Annotated in this window: 15 protein-coding genes and 3 pseudogenes; 6 read left to right on the top strand and 12 right to left on the bottom strand. The window is 41.0% G+C overall.

Annotated features, from left to right (window positions below):
* Nucleotides 1-2: 2 nt before the first annotated feature.
* The gene (locus tag HT708_RS01055) at nt 3-542 is read left to right on the top strand and encodes a 5-formyltetrahydrofolate cyclo-ligase (RefSeq protein WP_023935345.1); all 540 of its coding nucleotides are present in this window, start codon (nt 3-5) and stop codon (nt 540-542) included.
* The gene (locus HT708_RS01050; RefSeq protein WP_000658506.1) at nt 526-1,200 is read left to right on the top strand and encodes a rhomboid family intramembrane serine protease; all 675 of its coding nucleotides are present in this window, start codon (nt 526-528) and stop codon (nt 1,198-1,200) included. Before HT708_RS01055 ends, HT708_RS01050 begins: the two co-directional genes overlap by 17 nt.
* 160 nt (nt 1,201-1,360) lie before the next feature.
* On the opposite strand, the gene galU is transcribed toward HT708_RS01050, so the two are convergent.
* Both galU and HT708_RS01040 read right to left on the bottom strand, forming a co-directional pair.
* On the bottom strand, nt 1,361-2,260 hold the full coding sequence (galU, locus tag HT708_RS01045; RefSeq protein ID WP_000202219.1) for a UTP--glucose-1-phosphate uridylyltransferase GalU: 900 nt from the start codon (nt 2,258-2,260) through the stop codon (nt 1,361-1,363).
* Nucleotides 2,261-2,281: 21 nt separating this feature from the next.
* Entirely contained in the window at nt 2,282-3,298 is a 1,017-nt protein-coding gene (locus tag HT708_RS01040; protein WP_050207897.1) for an NAD(P)H-dependent glycerol-3-phosphate dehydrogenase, read from the bottom strand.
* Between the two features lie 400 nt (nt 3,299-3,698).
* Between HT708_RS01040 and HT708_RS12105 the strand changes: the two genes are divergently transcribed.
* Nucleotides 3,699-3,950 carry an arginyl-tRNA synthetase gene (locus HT708_RS12105; protein WP_078140763.1) on the top strand — a complete coding sequence of 84 codons (252 nt, stop codon included), beginning with the start codon at nt 3,699-3,701 and terminating at the stop codon, nt 3,948-3,950.
* A 114-nt stretch (nt 3,951-4,064) separates the two neighbouring features.
* Here HT708_RS12105 and HT708_RS01030 read toward each other — a convergent pair.
* From HT708_RS01030 to HT708_RS00990, 9 genes and pseudogenes are all read right to left on the bottom strand, one after another.
* A pseudogene (locus HT708_RS01030) lies at nt 4,065-4,496 on the bottom strand (transposase); the annotation flags it as partial.
* Between the two features lie 61 nt (nt 4,497-4,557).
* Nucleotides 4,558-5,208 carry a phosphate signaling complex protein PhoU gene (gene phoU, locus HT708_RS01025; protein WP_001245781.1) on the bottom strand — a complete coding sequence of 217 codons (651 nt, stop codon included), beginning with the start codon at nt 5,206-5,208 and terminating at the stop codon, nt 4,558-4,560.
* Nucleotides 5,209-5,222: 14 nt separating this feature from the next.
* Nucleotides 5,223-5,975 (bottom strand): phosphate ABC transporter ATP-binding protein PstB, encoded by a 753-nt coding sequence (pstB, locus tag HT708_RS01020; RefSeq protein WP_000536446.1) that lies wholly within the window; start codon nt 5,973-5,975, stop codon nt 5,223-5,225.
* Between the two features lies 1 nt (nt 5,976).
* Nucleotides 5,977-6,792, bottom strand: coding sequence for a phosphate ABC transporter permease PstA (pstA, locus tag HT708_RS01015; protein ID WP_000049768.1), 816 nt, complete (start codon nt 6,790-6,792; stop codon nt 5,977-5,979).
* Complete coding sequence (pstC, locus tag HT708_RS01010) at nt 6,785-7,648, bottom strand: phosphate ABC transporter permease subunit PstC (RefSeq protein WP_023935334.1); 864 nt, start codon at nt 7,646-7,648, stop codon at nt 6,785-6,787. The genes pstA and pstC overlap by 8 nt, the downstream gene beginning before the upstream one ends.
* A gap of 117 nt (nt 7,649-7,765) precedes the next feature.
* Entirely contained in the window at nt 7,766-8,641 is an 876-nt protein-coding gene (locus tag HT708_RS01005; protein WP_023939915.1) for a substrate-binding domain-containing protein, read from the bottom strand.
* A gap of 165 nt (nt 8,642-8,806) precedes the next feature.
* Entirely contained in the window at nt 8,807-10,138 is a 1,332-nt protein-coding gene (locus tag HT708_RS01000) for an ATP-binding protein (protein ID WP_023939913.1), read from the bottom strand.
* Nucleotides 10,139-10,846 carry a response regulator transcription factor gene (locus HT708_RS00995; RefSeq protein WP_000166478.1) on the bottom strand — a complete coding sequence of 236 codons (708 nt, stop codon included), beginning with the start codon at nt 10,844-10,846 and terminating at the stop codon, nt 10,139-10,141. It abuts the gene before it with no gap.
* Nucleotides 10,847-10,929: 83 nt separating this feature from the next.
* A pseudogene (locus HT708_RS00990) lies at nt 10,930-11,070 on the bottom strand (cupin domain-containing protein); the annotation flags it as partial.
* On the opposite strand from HT708_RS00990, the pseudogene HT708_RS00985 reads away from it, so the two are divergent.
* A pseudogene (locus HT708_RS00985) lies at nt 11,063-11,575 on the top strand (transposase); the annotation flags it as partial. The pseudogenes HT708_RS00990 and HT708_RS00985 sit on opposite strands and share 8 nt — an antisense overlap.
* 388 nt (nt 11,576-11,963) lie before the next feature.
* Here HT708_RS00985 and argS read toward each other — a convergent pair.
* Nucleotides 11,964-13,655, bottom strand: coding sequence for an arginine--tRNA ligase (gene argS, locus HT708_RS00980; protein ID WP_023935327.1), 1,692 nt, complete (start codon nt 13,653-13,655; stop codon nt 11,964-11,966).
* Between the two features lie 135 nt (nt 13,656-13,790).
* Between argS and argR the strand changes: the two genes are divergently transcribed.
* Nucleotides 13,791-14,237, top strand: a complete 447-nt coding sequence (gene argR / locus HT708_RS00975) for an arginine repressor (protein ID WP_001231476.1) — start codon at nt 13,791-13,793, stop codon at nt 14,235-14,237.
* Between the two features lie 50 nt (nt 14,238-14,287).
* On the top strand, nt 14,288-16,822 hold the full coding sequence (mutS, locus tag HT708_RS00970) for a DNA mismatch repair protein MutS (RefSeq protein ID WP_031233401.1): 2,535 nt from the start codon (nt 14,288-14,290) through the stop codon (nt 16,820-16,822).
* Nucleotides 16,823-16,828: the final 6 nt, after the last annotated feature.

Genomic DNA, 16,828 nt, shown 5'->3' with positions numbered 1-16,828 from the left:
CTATGAAATCGGAACTACGCAAGCAAGTCTTGCAAGAAATGAAGGCTATCCCTCGACAGCAAAAACAGTTTATAGACCAAACTTTAACTGAGCGGCTTTTACACCATCCCTTCTACCAAGAAGCCAAGGTCATCGCAACCTATCTCTCTTTTCCGCACGAATTTCAAACGCAGGGATTGATTGAGCAGGCGCTGAGGGACGGCAAGAAGGTTCTGATACCCAAAACCTATTCCAAGGGGCGCATGGACTTTGTGGTCTATGATCTGCAACAACTGGTCAAAACTTCCTTTGGCTTACTGGAACCACAGGGAAATTTAGAAGTGGTAGATGCCTCTCAGATTGATTTGATTCATGTCCCAGGGCTGGCTTTTACGATGGAAGGCTATCGGATTGGCTATGGCGGAGGTTATTATGACCGCTATCTGGAATATTTTTCTGGTCATACTTTGAGTACGATATATCCTTGTCAAATTCAGGACTTTATTCCTGAAAATCATGATATTCCTGTTCAGGAGGTACTGATTGATGAAAGAAATCTTTGATAGGCGTTACCCTGTGACGAGTTTCTTTCTTTTAGTGACGGCCGTGGTATTTCTACTAATGTTGGTAACTACAGGAGGAAACTTTGACAGGGCGGATACTCTATTTCGATTTGGAGCCATGTATGGGCCTGCCATTCGCCTCTTTCCCGAGCAAATTTGGCGTCTCTTTTCGGCTATTTTTGTTCATATTGGGTGGGAGCATTTCATTGTTAATATGCTTTCACTTTATTATCTTGGAAGGCAGGTAGAGGAGATTTTCGGTTCTAAGCAGTTTTTCTTTCTCTATCTTTTATCAGGAATGATGGGCAATCTCTTTGTTTTTGTATTTAGTCCCAAATCCTTAGCAGCAGGTGCATCCACCTCTCTTTATGGTCTATTTGCCGCGATTATCATTCTTCGCTATGCAACTCGTAATCCTTATATCCAACAGCTAGGACAGTCTTATCTGACACTTTTTGTGATTAACATTATTGGAAGTGTTCTGATTCCAGGAATCAGCCTAGCAGGCCATATCGGAGGTGCAGTTGGTGGCGCATTTCTAGCAATTATCTTTCCAGTTAGAGGAGAAAGACGGATGTATAGTGCTAGTCAGAGACTGGTAGCGTTAGTCTTGTTCGTAGGACTCGCAGTCTTACTTCTCTACAAGGGAATGGGATGAAAATTTGTGGAATGAAAAAAGATAAGGCATTTTTTGAACCTTATCTTTTTTTATTTTATACTCAATGAAAATCAAAGAGCAAACTAGGAAGCTAACCGCAGGCTATACTTGAGTACGGCAAGGTGAAGCTAACGTGGTTTGAAGAGATTTTCGAAGAGTATTATTCCTTCTCAGCCAATTCTTTTCCCAGTTGGATGAGGTAATCTTTTAAGTCATCTTTGACTTGTGGATGTTTGAGGGCGTAGTCAATAGATGTTTTCATAAATCCAAACTTATCCCCAACGTCGTAACGAGCTCCTGTAAATTCACGGGCAAAAACACGCTGTGTTTTATTGAGCGTATCAATAGCATCAGTAAGTTGGATTTCATTTCCAGCACCAGGAGCTTGCTTTTCGAGGATATCAAAAATCTCAGGTGTGAGTAGATAGCGACCGATGATTGCCAAATCACTTGGTGCATCTTCGGGAGCTGGTTTTTCAACGAAAGTTTCGACACTGTAGAGACCATTAATCCCTTCACCTTGAGGAGCGATAACTCCATATGATGAAACATCTTCGTGTGGTACGGGCATGACAGCAATGGTTGATGCGTGTGTCTTTTCGTAATCATTCATCAGTTGTTTTGTCAAAGGAACGGCATTCTCGTCTGTGATGTCCATAAGGTCATCACCCAGCATAACAACGAAGGGCTCATTCCCCACAAAAGCTTTGGCTTGTAAGACAGCGTCTCCAAGACCACGAGGGTGAGTTTGGCGGATGAAATGAAGGCGCATACCAGTTGCTTCATCTACTAATTTTAACAGATCTGTTTTCCCTTTTTCTTTGAGATTATATTCCAATTCAAAGTTTGAATCAAAGTGGTCCTCAATAGAACGTTTTGATTTACCAGTGACAACCAGAATATCTTCAATGCCTGATTTAAGAGCTTCTTCTACGATAAACTGGATAGTTGGTTTATCTACAATTGGCAACATTTCTTTAGCAAGTGCCTTGGTGGCTGGTAAGAAACGAGTCCCGAGTCCAGCGGCAGGGATGACTGCCTTTCTAACTTTTGATGTCATAAGAATCCTTTCTTTAGAGGGTTAAGACCACTCATTTTCTGCTTTAAATTCATTGTTCATGATATCATAAATGGCATCTTTGATGTTGGTTCCGTGATAAATAACTTGGTAAATGGCCTGTGTAATTGGCATATAGACTCCAAGTTCTTGCGCTAGTTCATAGGCTGCTCGAGTCGTTGAAATCCCTTCAATCACCATGCCCATATTGGCTTCGATATCAGCTAGGGATTCTCCCCGACCAAGGGCATCTCCAGCTCTCCAGTTACGAGAGTGGATGGAGGTTCCTGTTACGATCAAATCTCCCACACCAGATAAGCCGCTATAGGTCAATGGACTGGCCCCGAGTGCTACCCCTAGGCGGGTGATTTCTGCCAAGCCTCGAGCGATGATGGCTGCCTTGGCATTGTCACCAAATCCCAAACCATGTAAAGCTCCGGCGCCAACAGCGATAATGTTTTTAAGAGCACCAGCGGTTTCAACCCCGATAACATCCGTATTGGTATAAAGTCGGAAGTAGTGATTACTAAAGAGTTCTTGAACGTATTGAGCCGTTTGTAAATCTTTAGAAGCAGCAGTGATTAAAGTTAGGTCACGTACAATGGTCTCTTCTGCATGACTAGGGCCTGAAACAACGACAATATCACTGCGGAGATGTTCAGGAATTTCTTCTTCAAGGATGGTTGATAATCGTTTATGGCTATCAGGTTCTAATCCCTTTGATGCGTGCATGATGATAGCCTTATGGTCCAATGTTTGTGCAACTTGTTGGGCAACAAGTCGTGTCACTTTTGTTGGGACAACAAACAAAATCGCATCCACATCTCTCAGTGCCTCTGCTAAGTCGGTGTAGGCAATGATATTTTTATCTAGAACGACATCTTTAAAGTAGTGTTTGTTAGTATGATAGGTATTAATTTCATTGATTTGTTCGGGAATGTTTCCCCAAATACGTACCTCGTGTCCATTGTCATTTAAGACTTGTGAAAGGGCAGTTCCCCAAGAACCAGGCCCCAAGACGGCGATGGTTTGTTTTTCCATGATTTCCTCCTTGATAGAGTTCTTTCTCTTATTCTATCATATTCTAGGGGATTTTGCACTTTCATTACTGGGGTATGGTGGAAAAATGCACAAAAACCGAGACGAAGGGATAAACTCTTAGTCTTTAGTTAAAGTGAGAAGAAATCTGATAGATAGTTTGATTCAGTATATGCTTATAATAGAGGTAAACAACTCAGGAGGTTCTTGTAGCTTGCGAGAGTTTGGCGAAAAAATTAAAAGATTACGTTTGGCTAAAAAAATCAGTCGTTCAGAATTTTGTGGCGATGAGTCTGAATGAAGTATCCGTCAATTAATTAGAATTGAAAATGGAGAATCCAGACCAATACTAACAAAGTTAAAATATATTGCTGAACGTTTGGAGGTTGAAGATTACAAGTTGATGCCAAGTTATATAGAGTTGGATAAGGAATACCTAGAATTGAAGTATTTCTTGATGAGGACTCCTACATACGAAGATGAAACTATCGCCCAAAAGAAAGAGAGTGTTTTTGATAAGATTTTTGAAGAGTATTATGATAGGCTACCTGAGGAAGAAAGATTTATCATCCCAAATTATTCATATCTGGCACTAACGAACTACACAGTTCAAAAATTACCAGAAAAGCTAGTTAAACTACTGTCCTTCTGGTGATTTTGCTTAATTTCTGATGTTCGAGACATGATTGAGGAGATTTGTCTTGATTTTTTCCTAAAAAAGGGCAGACTCCTCCCTTGGTTTGATGCTCGATTTTTAAAATAAGGTGACTTATTCTGTTAGGCATGTTTTCCCCTGCCCTCTAGCTCTATATGGAACAGGGAGTATCAGATTTATCTGGCAGATTGTATCAAATAAGGCTTGAAACTGTTTTGAATAGGAATATAGACTTGAGAATTTGAGAATATGTCGTCTAGCAGTAGAGACATATTTTCCGGCAATATGAAGGAAGAGACGTCGAAAACGCTTGATAGTCAAGGCCTTTACTTCATCACCAGCTAGCTGCTTTAAAAAGAGGTAGAGATTATAAGCCAGACAGCCCATCATCATACGTACTTCATTCTTAATCATGGTCGAACTATCTGTCTTATCCCCAAAGAATCCTGCTTTCCTTTCTTTGATAAAGTTTTCAGCATTCCCTCGTTCACGATAGAATTGAAACAGCTCCTCACTATCTACACTGCTTAAATTGGTCAAATGAACTTTTTTACAACCATAAAAAAGAGCACTTAATCGTACTCTTCTCTTTTAAGGATTAGTTGAATTAATTCAAATCCACTAGTTCTCCTGTTTCTAGGTAGACTAGGCGTTCACAAATGTTAGCAATGTAATCAGCGAAGCGTTCCAGATGCCCTATGATATAAAGGTATTGAGTTCCATTGGGAATTGAGGTTTCTTGGTCTTTCATAAGTCCAATGATTTCCTTTGATAAGGCATAATAATATTGGTCAATCTGTTCATCTTTTTGAGCAATACTAATAGCTTTTGAGGCTTGGTGCAAAGGAAAGGCAACCAATAAATCGGCTAGCATGCTGAGGGATAATTTACCCATTTGGTGTAACTGTTCTTCGTCAGGGGCTAGTTGATTTTCTTTTAGTTGCAAAACAGCTTTGGCAATGCCTGCCATATGGTCTCCCATACGTTCAAGGTCTGAACAAGAAGACATGATGCTAATCACAAATCGAAGGTCAGACACTTGTGGCTGCTGCAAGGCTAACAAACGGGCACAGGTCAATTCGATAGCGCTTTGACCTTGGTTGATAGCATGATCCTTATTGATAATTAGCTCTGCCATCTCCTTGTCTTTGGAGGCTAAGGCCAGTAAGGCTTTTGAAGCTGTTTCAAGGACAAGTTGTCCTAGTCCTAAAAAGGATTGTTCTAATTCATGCAATTCTAAATCAAATTGATTTCTCATAGGTTTTTCCTTCCTTATCCGAACCGTCCTGAAATATAGTCTTCTGTGCGCTGATCTTTTGGATTGGTAAACACGTCAACGGTATCTCCAAATTCGCAAATTTCTCCTGTTAAGAAAAAAGCAGTTTTATCTGAAATACGTGAAGCTTGTTGCATGTTATGGGTAACAATGATAATCGTATAATCCTTTTTTAGTTGCTGAATGAGGTCTTCAATTTTTAAAGTGGAGATAGGGTCTAAGGCTGAAGTCGGCTCATCCATTAACAGAATATCAGGTTCTACTGCTAAAGCTCGCGCAATGCAAAGGCGTTGCTGCTGACCGCCTGATAAGGACATGGCACTCTTTTTAAGATTATCTTTGACTTCGTCCCAAATGGCTGCCCCTTTTAAAGATTTTTCCACTAAGGCATCTAATTGTTTTTTGTCTCGAATACCATGTGTCCTTGGGCCATAAGCCACGTTATCATAGATAGACATGGCAAAGGGATTAGGCTGTTGAAAAACCATCCCTACACGCTTACGTAGCTGATTAAGGTTGAATTTGCTACTATAAATATCTTGCTCATCTAAGAGGACTTGGCCTTCAATATGGCAAGAAGGAACCAAATCGTTCATCCGATTAAGGGTTTTTAGAAAAGTTGATTTACCACAACCAGATGGGCCTATCAAGGCAGTAATCTGTCTTTCTGGTAATTGAATCGAAATATTTTTTAAGGCTTGAAAGTCCCCGTAAAATAAGTCTAGGTGTCTGACTGAAAATGTTCCCATACTAGGAAGCTCCTTTCACAAGTTTCCGAGATAATAAGCTTGATAGAGTATTTATCATTAAAACAGTAATAATCAAAATCACGCCGGTAGCATAGGCTTCATTGACATGTAGCCCCTCACTTGACAGCATATACATATGTAGGGCTAGAGAACGGCCTGAAGACATGAGACTACTTGGCGTATTGGTAGAGGTACCTAATGTATACATGAGGGCAGCTGTTTCACCAACGATACGGCCAATAGCTAGTATCACTCCAGCTAAAATACCTGGCATGGCAACTGGTAGAACAATTCTAAAAACAGTCCGTAACTTACCTGCCCCAAGTCCATAACTTGCTTGACGCATGCTATCACTAACAGATAAAAGGGCTTCTTCTGTTGAGCGAATAATGACTGGCAACACCATGATGACTGAGGTTAAGATTCCTGATAACAGAGAGTATTGAAAACCTAAGAAGACTACAAAGAAGAGCATGCCAAACAGACCAAAAACAATGGAAGGAATCCCAGACAAGGTATCTGAGGCCAATCGCATGATTTTAACACAAAGGGAATCTTTTTTTGTATATTCCACAAGATAAAAACCAGCAAAAATCCCTATGGGCAAGGCTAAAAGAAGAGCACCAAAGACCAGAATAACGGTGGAAATAATCGCTGGCATAAGGGAAATGTTCTCAGAAGTATAAGTCCAAGAAAAGAGGGATAGACTTAGATGAGGTAAGCCTTTGATGAGGATAAAACCAATGATTAAAAAGAGAGAGCCAAAGGTTAAAGCTGAAAAACAATAAACGAGAAGTTTTAGCAGGTATTTACTCATAAGATGATTTTCCTTTCAAGTAGGCAAAGTAGGCATTAATCAAGAGAATAAGGAAAAAGAGAACTGCTGAGGTTGCAATAAGGGCTTCCCTATGCTGACCTGATGCGTAAGCCATTTCCAGAACAATATTGGTTGTTAAGGTTCTGGTTCCTGAAAAGAGTCCACTTGGAATAATCGGCTGGTTGCCTGCCACCAAAATAACTGCCATGGTTTCGCCTACTGCGCGACCGATTCCTAAAATAACTGCTGATAAAATACCAGATCTCGCAGCTGGCAAGATGACACTAAAAATACTCCGTTCATGACTAGCTCCTAGAGCCAAGCTACCAGAATAATACGTTTTGGGAATTGTTCGGATAGCAGATTCTGACAAACTGATAATGGTTGGCAAAATCATTATTCCTAATAGTAACGAAGCGGTTAGGACACTCATGCCATTTCCTAAAAAGGTTCTAATCCAAGGCACCAATAATTGTAGGCCGAAAAAACCATAAACAATAGATGGAATGGCCGCCATCAAGTTGATAGCTGATTTTAAGAAGCCATAGACGGGCTTTGGACAATAATAAACCATAAACACCGATGTCAAGATGCCTGTTGGCACCCCAATCACAATCGCTCCTAAGGTAATTAATAAGGAACCAACAATCATTGGTAAAATACCATAGCTTGCCGGATTGTTCGTTGGCGACCAATCACTGCCTAATAAAAAACGGGTAAAGCCGTAGTTAGCCATGAAAGGCAAGCCATTACTAAAAATAAAGAAACAGATTAGCAAAATAGCTACAACAGCTACTGCTGCACTCATGAAAAAAATTGCCCTAAAAACTGCTTCCTTGAAGGCTTGTTTTGTCACATTTTGTCCTTTCTAGTGAAGAAAGTAAGGGAGATGCGACACCTCCCTACTTGCCTTCTTTATCTTATTGTACGATGAAACGTCTGCATCTCTTTAGAGATTTATGGAGCAAACATTTTATTTAATTTTGTCCCAGGTGGTTAATTTGCCACTAAAAACGTCTGCAAGTTTAGCCATACTGACTTGGCTTGCCTTATTGTCATTATTGACCACAACAGCAATACCGTCTAAAGCAATAGCATCATGGCTGAGACTCTCACCTTCTTCAGGAGTTAATTCCCTAGAAACCATACCAATATCAGCGGTTTTCTCCTTAGCAGCGGTAATACCTGCTGAAGACCCATTAGAGGTAATATCAATCGTAACTTCGGGATTTTCTTTTTTATAAGCTTCTGCTAATTTTTCCATTAAAGAAGATACTGAAGTGGAACCTACAACAGACAACTTGCCTGATAAGTGTTGGCTTGTATATTCTGTGGTTTCGGTTTTAGCTTCAATAAATTTATTATCTGTGACCACTTGTTGACCTTGTTTGGAGTGGATAAAGCTGATAAAATCTTGACCTAGCTTGGAAAGATTAGAAGACCAAACAATGTTGAAGGGACGTTGAAGAGGGTATTTACCATCTAAAACTGTGTCTCGACTAGCCTTGATACCATCAATCTCTAAAGCCTTGACAGATTTCGTTAAAGATCCCAAGGAGATGTAGCCGATAGCATTAGCATTCCCTTGAACTGCTGAGAGAACACCTTCTGTGCTATTTTGAATCACAGCTGTTTTGGCAGTGTTGTCAATTTTTTTATCACCGTCTTTTTTGAGAATCCCTGTGATTTCTGTGAAGGCACCCCGTGTTCCAGAGCCATTTTCTCGTGAAATCACCTCAATCGTTTCTGAAGCTGACTGTTTGGAAGCAGATGACTGATTGCCACAGGCAACAAGCCCAAATCCTGATAAGCCAATGGCTGCAAGAGTAAGCATTTTTTTGAATTTCATAAGAATCACCTTTATTTCTATGTATTTTCTTGTGTAGGATTACTACACTTATAGTCTAACAAGTCTTTGTAAAGGTTTATCCCTGATTCATGTAAAGATTGTGTAAAGAATCAAAAAAAGCCACTTTTGAAAAGTGGCTGCTCCTAAAAATAGCTTTAAAAATTATTAGTCCTGTGCGAAAGATTGGTTAGGAAGAAAAATCGTGAAGCAACTGCCTCTGCCAAGCTGACTCGTCACCGTGACTTGGCCACCTAATAATTGACTAAGTTCTTTGACAATAGCAAGGCCAAGACCAGTGCCACCAGTTTGTCTGCTTCGACCTTTATTAACTCGGTAAAAACGTTCAAAAATACGATCCTGCTCTAATTGACTAATACCAATCCCTGTATCTGACACAGAAATCTTAATGCCTTCGTTCACCTTTTGGGTCTTGACCTCAATTTTTCCCCCTTGTTCAGTGTAACGGATGGCATTGGTTAAAAGATTGAGTAAGATTTGGGAAAGTAATTGACTATCTGATACGAGAGTGACATCATCTGGCACCTGCACCTTTAGCTGTAAATCCTTCTTCTTGAGCTGAGGTTGCAAGCTTTGAGTCAAATCCTGTACAAATTCTGCCAAAGAAAGGGTCGTCCATTGTACAGGCATTTGTTGAGCCTTAGATAAGGTAAGAAGATGCTCAACAATATGCTCAAGACGCAAGCTTTCTTTGTAAATAATGTCTAGAAAGTCATCCTTGAGCGCTTCTTCTTCAACTGACATCCCCTTAATGGTTTCAGCAAAGCCCTTAATCGAAGTAACTGGTGTCCTCAATTCATGGGAGGCATTTGAAACAAAGGCTAAATTTAACTTTTCATAAGTTCTAATCGTTGTTAAATCATATAGCAAGACGAGCACAGCTTCCACAGATTGGGTGGGGCTAAAAACGGGAACTGCTGTCACTTCTAAAATCAAGTCACCCTCATGAAACCCACTTACTTCTTGTTTTAACCTTGTTTTTTGATCAAAGGCTTGGTGAACTAAATTCCGAATATCCATCCGTTTGAGGTCATCAAGTGAACTTATGTCGCCGTCCACATCGGGAAAATAATGAGGCAGAGAGCGACTGGATAATAACATCTGACCTTGAGCGGAAACTAAAAACGTCCCCATGGTTAGGTGCGACAGAAGAACCTCCATTGTTTCGGCTAGGTCCTTGTATTGCTGATCCTGTTGGGAGACTTTGGTTTTTAGGCCAGACACATACTGAGCCAAAGACTTTAAGTCTTCTTGCCCTTTTTCTAAAAAGTATTCACTACTGGTCAAGAGAGGTTGGTGCAAGGTCTCAAAAGCAACTTCCCATTTCCAAAGGCAAAAGAGCCAGTAGCTACCTAGTCCCAAAGAAAGGGCTAGAAGAAAGAGACCGATGCCTTTACTGATCCAAGTTAATGCCATCCCTGCAATCAGAATGAGGCTAACACTTAGATTGACTAGCCAAAATTGAAGGTAGCGTTTCATCTATAACTCCTTGAACTTATAACCATAACCCCGAATGGTTCGAATAAATTGAGGGGCTTTAGGATTGTCTTCAATTTTTTCCCTCAACTTACCAATATGAACGTCCACCAAACGTGTTTCCTGCCCAAAGTCATACCCCCAGATACGTTCCAAAAGACGCTCTCTAGTCAGTGTCATGTTGGGATGTTTCATAAGATAGAGCAAGAGTTCAAATTCTTTTGGGGTCAAACTCAGTAACTTATTCGCCTTGTAGACTTCATGACGCTCAGGGTATACTTTCAAGGTCCCAAATAGCCAAGAATCGTCAGCGATATTATCTGAATCATCTCCTTCTTGTTCTCCTTTAGTTCGCCTGAGGACAGCCTTGACACGCGCCAGCAATTCTCTAGGGCTAAAAGGCTTGGTCAGGTAGTCATCAGCCCCTAATTCCAAGGCCAAAACCTTATCAAATTCATCACTTTTCGCAGAAACCATCATAATTGGAGTTTTGACGCCTTTGGCTCTCAGCCGCTTACAAACTTCTATGCCATCTAATTGTGGTAACATGATATCAAGCAAGATAAAATCAAAGGGTTCTGTTTCTGCCAAAGCTAAGGCCTTCCGTCCATTTGTTACCAATTGAGTAGAAAAGCCTTCCTTACTTAAATGGTAGTCAAGCAATCTCAGAATGTGTTCTTCATCATCCACTAATAAGACTTGTTTTGTCATCTATTATCTCCTATTGGTAACATTATAACACAATTATCAGAAATCCTAACATTGCTAAATCAGATTAAATTTGCTTATCAAGACTAGGATCTGGTCAAACGCTCAATCATCTCCTTGTGCTCTAGATAGGTCGCCAGTAGATCTACCCTTTCAAATAATTCAAAATCCTCAAATTCAAAACCAGGAGCAACAAGACAAGAAACCAGAGCATAATCCTTATCAACTTCAAGAACTCCTCTCAGTTCTGAGGATACGGTAATGATTGATGCGACGGAAGTAAAAATCAATCGCCTTAAAAAACAATTAGCGAATGATTCTGGTAAAAAGAAATGCCACGCTATGAAGGCTCAAGCGATTGTCACAAGTCCAGGGAGAATTGTTTCTTTGGAGATCGCTGTGAACTATTGTCATGATATGAAGTTGTTCAAAATGAGTCGCAGAAATATCGGACAAGCTGGTAAAATCTTGGCTGACAGTGGTTATCAAGGAATCATGAAGATAGATCCTCAAGCACAAACTCCACGTAAATCCAGCAAACTCAAGCCGCTAATAGCTGAAGATAAAGCCTGTAACCATGCGCTATCTAAGGAGAGAAGCAAGGTTGAGAACATCTTTGCCAAAGTAAAAACGTTTAAAATGTTTTCAACAACCTATCGAAATCATCGTAAACGCTTCGGATTACGAATGAATTTGATTGCTGGTATTATCAATCATGAACTAGGATTCTAGTTTTGCAGGAAGTCTATTATTTGGTTAGGTGAATTAGTGAAGCGTTTAGGCAAGTGTCTCTGGTTACGACGTAAAGAAACATAAATCGATAATATTTATGTTTCTTTACTAGTGAAGCGTCTAAGCAAATCCCTGATAGGATTTGCTTAGACGCTTAGACTACTTTACAATAAAGTGATTAAAAGATTACGACATGAACCAAACCAAATCGATATTATTTGGTTTGGTGAATTAGTAAAGCGATTAGGCAAATCGCCATAGTTACGACGTCATGGTCTCTAAATCGATTATATTTAGAGACCATGACTAGTGAAGCAGTTAGCTAGTCCGCACATACGCGGCTAGCGTCTAACAATTAGGAACTTTAGTTCCAATTGTTAGTACTGAATCACATCTTCTCTGGCGCTTCTACTCCAAGCAAGCGAAGGGCTTCTTTGAGAACGACTGCGGTTGCGTAGCTGAGGGCTAGACGGCTGTCGCGTTCTGGGCTTTCATCCAAGATACGTGTATGTGCATAGTATTTGTTAAAGGATTGAGCTAGGTTAATTGCAAATTTAGCAATGATAGAAGGTTCAAAGTTATCTGCCGCACGGTTGATAATACGTGGGAAGTCTTGAATGAGTTTAATGATTTCCCAGCTTTCAGCATCATTCAAGCTATAGTTGCCAGCTGTTTCTGGTTTGAAATCCGCTTTGCGTAAGATCGATTGGATACGAGCGTAGGCGTATTGAACATAAGGTCCAGTTTCACCCTCGAAGGATACCATGGCCTCTAAGTCGAAGTCATATCCGTTTGTACGGTCAGTCTTGAGGTCATAGAACTTAATGGCTCCAACCCCAACAGCATGTGCTACCTGATCTTTATTTTCAAGTTCAGGATTTTTAGCTTCAATTTGGGCTTTTGCACGACTAATAGCCTCTGCAACAGTGGGCTCTAGCAAGATGACATTCCCTTTACGGGTAGAGAGTTTTTTCCCTTCTTTTGTAACCAAACCAAAAGGAACATGAGTAATGTCGTCACTCCAATCGTAGCCCATCTCTTGCAAGACAGCTTTGAGCTGTTTAAAGTGGGCAGATTGCTCTTGACCAACGACGTAGATAGATTTAGCAAATTGGTATTCGTTTTTACGGTAAAGGGCTGCAGCCAAGTCACGTGTGATATAGAGAGTTGCACCATCAGATTTTTTGATAAGGGCTGGATGTTCAATTCCATATTTCTCAAGATTGACAACTTGGGCACCTTCTGATTCAACAAGAAGGCCTTTTTCAGAAAGAATGTCTACAACTGCATCCATCTTATCGTTGTAGAAGGCTTCTCCGTTATAGCTGTCAAAATCAACCTGCAATTCATTGTAAAGGCGGTTAAATTCCACCAAACTTTCATCACGGAACCATTGCCAGAGAGCGAGGGCTTCCTCATCTCCATTTTCCAGTTTACGGAACCATTCGCGTGCTTCTTCATCCAAGCTAGGGTCATTTTCAGCTTCAGCGTTGATACGGACATAGAGTTTAAGAAGTTCATCGATTGGATGAGCTTTTACAGCTTCTTCGTCGCCCCATTTTTTGTAGGCAACAATCAACATCCCAAACTGTTTACCCCAGTCTCCCAAGTGGTTGACCTTGACTGTTTGATAACCGATTTTTTGGAAAATATGTGATAAGCTATCTCCGATGACAGTTGAGCGCAGGTGACCAATAGAAAATGGTTTAGCGATATTGGGACTAGACATATCGATAACAACATTTTCTTGTTTGCCAATAGTTTGGTCAGCATAGTGTTCTTTTTCAGTGATAACAGCTTGCAATACTTGAGCAGAAATGGCAGATTTATCAAGGAAAAAGTTGACGTAAGGTCCTGTTGCAACAACCTTTTCAAAGGATTGGCTGTTAATTTTTTCAGCCAGTTCAGCCGCGATCATTTGAGGTGCTTTACGTTCGACTTTTGCAAGAGAAAAAGCAGGGAAAGCAATGTCTCCCATTTCTGAGTTTTTAGGGGTTTCCAGTAAATTTAAAATAGCCTCTTGGTCCAGGCTATCAATGACGCTAGCCAATTCGCTAGCAATCAATTCTTTTGTATTCATTAAGAGCTCCTTTTTGGACTTTTCTACTATTTTATCACAATTTTAAAGAAAGAAGAAAAAATTTTTGAAATCTCCCGTTTTTTTGGTATAATATAGTTATAAAAATAGTTATAAATATTCACATAAGAGGATTTTATGAGAAAAAGAGATCGTCATCAGTTAATAAAAAAAATGATTACTGAGGAAAAATTAAGTACACAAAAAGAAATTCAAGATCGGTTGGAGGCGCACAATGTTTTTGTGACGCAGACAACCCTGTCTCGTGATTTGCGCGAAATCGGCTTGACCAAGGTCAAGAAAAATGATATGGTGTATTATGTACTAGCAAATGAGACAGAAAAGATTGATTTGGTGGAATTTTTGTCTCATCATTTAGAAGGTGTTGCAAGAGCAGAGTTTACCTTGGTGCTTCATACCAAACTGGGAGAAGCTTCTGTTTTGGCAAATATTGTAGATGCAAACAAGGATGAATGGATTTTAGGAACAGTTGCTGGTGCCAATACCTTATTGGTCATTTGTCGAGACCAGCACGTTGCCAAACTCATGGAAGATCGTTTGCTAGATTTGATGAAAGATAAGTAAGGTCTTGAGAGTTGCTCTCAAGACTTATTTTTGACAAGGAGAGACGGACAATGGCGACAGAAAAGCTATCACCTGGCATGCAACAGTATGTGGAGATTAAAAAGCAATATCCAGATGCGTTTTTGCTCTTTCGGATGGGTGATTTTTATGAATTATTTTATGAGGATGCGGTCAATGCTGCGCAGATTCTGGAAATTTCCTTAACGAGTCGCAACAAGAATGCCGACAATCCGATTCCTATGGCGGGTGTCCCCTATCATTCTGCCCAACAGTATATCGATGTCTTGATTGAGCAGGGCTATAAGGTGGCTATCGCAGAGCAGATGGAAGATCCTAAACAAGCAGTTGGGGTTGTGAAACGAGAGGTTGTTCAGGTCATTACGCCAGGGACAGTGGTCGATAGCAGTAAGCCGGACAGTCAGAATAATTTTTTGGTTGCCATAGACCGTGCTGGCAATCAATTTGGCCTAGCTTATATGGACCTGGTGACGGGTGACTTTTATGTGACAGGTCTTTTGGATTTCACGCTGGTTTGTGGGGAAATCCGTAATCTCAAGGCTCGAGAAGTGGTGCTGGGCTATGACTTGTCTGAGGAAGAGGAACAAATCCTTAGTCGTCAGATGAATCTGGTACTTTCCTATGAAAAAGAAGGCTTTGAAGACCTTCATTTACTGGATTCACGATTGGCAGCTGTGGAGCAAGCGGCATCTAGTAAATTGCTCCAGTATGTTCATCGGACTCAGATGAGGGAATTGAATCACCTCAAGCCTGTTATCCGCTATGAAATCAAAGATTTCTTGCAGATGGATTATGCGACCAAGGCTAGTCTGGATTTGGTTGAGAATGCTCGTTCAGGCAAGAAGCAAGGCAGTCTTTTCTGGCTTTTGGATGAAACCAAAACGGCTATGGGGATGCGTCTCTTGCGTTCTTGGATTCATCGTCCTTTGATTGATAAGGAACGAATCGTCCAACGTCAAGAAGTGGTGCAGGTCTTTCTTGACCACTTCTTTGAGCGTAGTGATTTGACAGACAGTCTCAAGGGTGTTTATGACATTGAGCGCTTGGCTAGTCGTGTTTCTTTTGGCAAGACCAATCCCAAGGATCTCTTGCAGTTGGCGACTACCTTGTCTAGTGTGCCACGGATTCGTGCGATTTTAGAAGGGATGGAGCAACCTGCTCTAGCCTATCTCATCGCACAACTGGATGGAATTCCTGAGTTGGAGAGTTTGATTAGCGCAGCGATTGCTCCTGAAGCTCCTCATGTGATTACAGAAGGTGGTATTATCCGAACTGGATTTGATGAGACTTTAGACAAGTACCGTCGCGTTCTCAGAGAAGGGACTGGCTGGATTGCTGAGATTGAGGCTAAGGAACGCGAAAACTCTGGTATCAGTACGCTCAAGATTGACTATAATAAAAAGGATGGCTACTATTTCCATGTGACCAATTCACAACTGGGAAATGTGCCTGCTCACTTTTTCCGCAAGGCGACGCTGAAAAACTCAGAACGCTTCGGTACCGAGGAATTAGCTCGTATCGAAGGCGACATGTTGGAGGCGCGTGAGAAGTCAGCTAACCTAGAGTACGAAATTTTTATGCGCATTCGTGAAGAGGTCGGCAAGTACATTCAGCGTTTGCAGGCTCTAGCTCAAGGAATTGCGACCGTTGATGTCTTGCAAAGTCTGGCGGTTGTAGCTGAAACCCAGCATTTGATTCGACCTGAATTCGGAGATGATTCGCGAATTGATATCCAGAAAGGACGCCATGCTGTCGTTGAAAAGGTTATGGGGGCTCAGACCTATATTCCCAATACGATTCAGATGGCAGAAGATACCAGTATTCAACTGATTACAGGACCCAACATGAGCGGGAAGTCAACCTACATGCGTCAGTTAGCCATGACGGCGATAATGGCCCAGTTGGGCTCTTATGTGCCAGCAGAAAGTGCCCATTTACCTATTTTTGATGCTATCTTTACCCGTATCGGAGCAGCCGATGATTTGGTTTCAGGCCAATCAACCTTCATGGTGGAGATGATGGAGGCCAACAATGCCATTTCGCATGCAACAAAGAATTCCTTGATTCTTTTTGATGAGTTAGGTCGTGGAACTGCAACTTATGACGGGATGGCTCTTGCCCAGTCCATCATCGAATACATCCATGAACATATCGGAGCCAAGACCCTCTTTGCGACCCACTACCATGAGTTGACTAGTCTGGAGTCTAGTTTACAACACTTGGTCAATGTCCACGTGGCAACCTTGGAGCAGGATGGGCAGGTCACCTTCCTTCACAAGATTGAACCAGGGCCAGCTGATAAATCCTATGGTATCCATGTTGCCAAGATTGCTGGTTTACCGGCTGATCTTTTAGCGAGAGCGGATAAGATTTTAACGCAACTGGAGAGTCAGGGGCAAGAAAGTCCTGCTCCTATGAAACAAACAAGTACTGTCTCAGAACAAATTTCACTCTTTGATACGACTGAAGAACATCCTATCCTAGCAGAATTAGCTAAACTGGATGTTTACAATATGACACCTATGCAGGCTATGAATGTCTTGGTCGAGTTAAAACAGAAACTATAAAGAGAA

The organism is Streptococcus sp. 3613, assembly GCF_013277375.1.
Taxonomy (GTDB): Bacteria; Bacillota; Bacilli; order Lactobacillales; family Streptococcaceae; genus Streptococcus; species Streptococcus pseudopneumoniae.
The sequence above is the reverse complement of the archived record's forward strand: the minus strand, read 5'-3'. Positions and strand labels throughout refer to the sequence as shown.

Coding starts and splice junctions, on each gene's coding strand:
- HT708_RS01040 (WP_050207897.1), bottom strand. CDS start 3,298: ATGGAAAAACAAACCATCGCCGTCTTGGGGCCTGGTTCTTGGGGAACT.
- pstA (WP_000049768.1), bottom strand. CDS start 6,792: ATGAGTAAATACCTGCTAAAACTTCTCGTTTATTGTTTTTCAGCTTTA.
- HT708_RS01050 (WP_000658506.1), top strand. CDS start 526: ATGAAAGAAATCTTTGATAGGCGTTACCCTGTGACGAGTTTCTTTCTT.
- pstB (WP_000536446.1), bottom strand. CDS start 5,975: ATGGGAACATTTTCAGTCAGACACCTAGACTTATTTTACGGGGACTTT.
- HT708_RS01055 (WP_023935345.1), top strand. CDS start 3: ATGAAATCGGAACTACGCAAGCAAGTCTTGCAAGAAATGAAGGCTATC.
- HT708_RS00995 (WP_000166478.1), bottom strand. CDS start 10,846: ATGACAAAACAAGTCTTATTAGTGGATGATGAAGAACACATTCTGAGA.
- argR (WP_001231476.1), top strand. CDS start 13,791: ATGAGAAAAAGAGATCGTCATCAGTTAATAAAAAAAATGATTACTGAG.
- mutS (WP_031233401.1), top strand. CDS start 14,288: ATGGCGACAGAAAAGCTATCACCTGGCATGCAACAGTATGTGGAGATT.
- HT708_RS12105 (WP_078140763.1), top strand. CDS start 3,699: ATGCCAAGTTATATAGAGTTGGATAAGGAATACCTAGAATTGAAGTAT.
- argS (WP_023935327.1), bottom strand. CDS start 13,655: ATGAATACAAAAGAATTGATTGCTAGCGAATTGGCTAGCGTCATTGAT.
- HT708_RS01000 (WP_023939913.1), bottom strand. CDS start 10,138: ATGAAACGCTACCTTCAATTTTGGCTAGTCAATCTAAGTGTTAGCCTC.
- galU (WP_000202219.1), bottom strand. CDS start 2,260: ATGACATCAAAAGTTAGAAAGGCAGTCATCCCTGCCGCTGGACTCGGG.
- HT708_RS01005 (WP_023939915.1), bottom strand. CDS start 8,641: ATGAAATTCAAAAAAATGCTTACTCTTGCAGCCATTGGCTTATCAGGA.
- phoU (WP_001245781.1), bottom strand. CDS start 5,208: ATGAGAAATCAATTTGATTTAGAATTGCATGAATTAGAACAATCCTTT.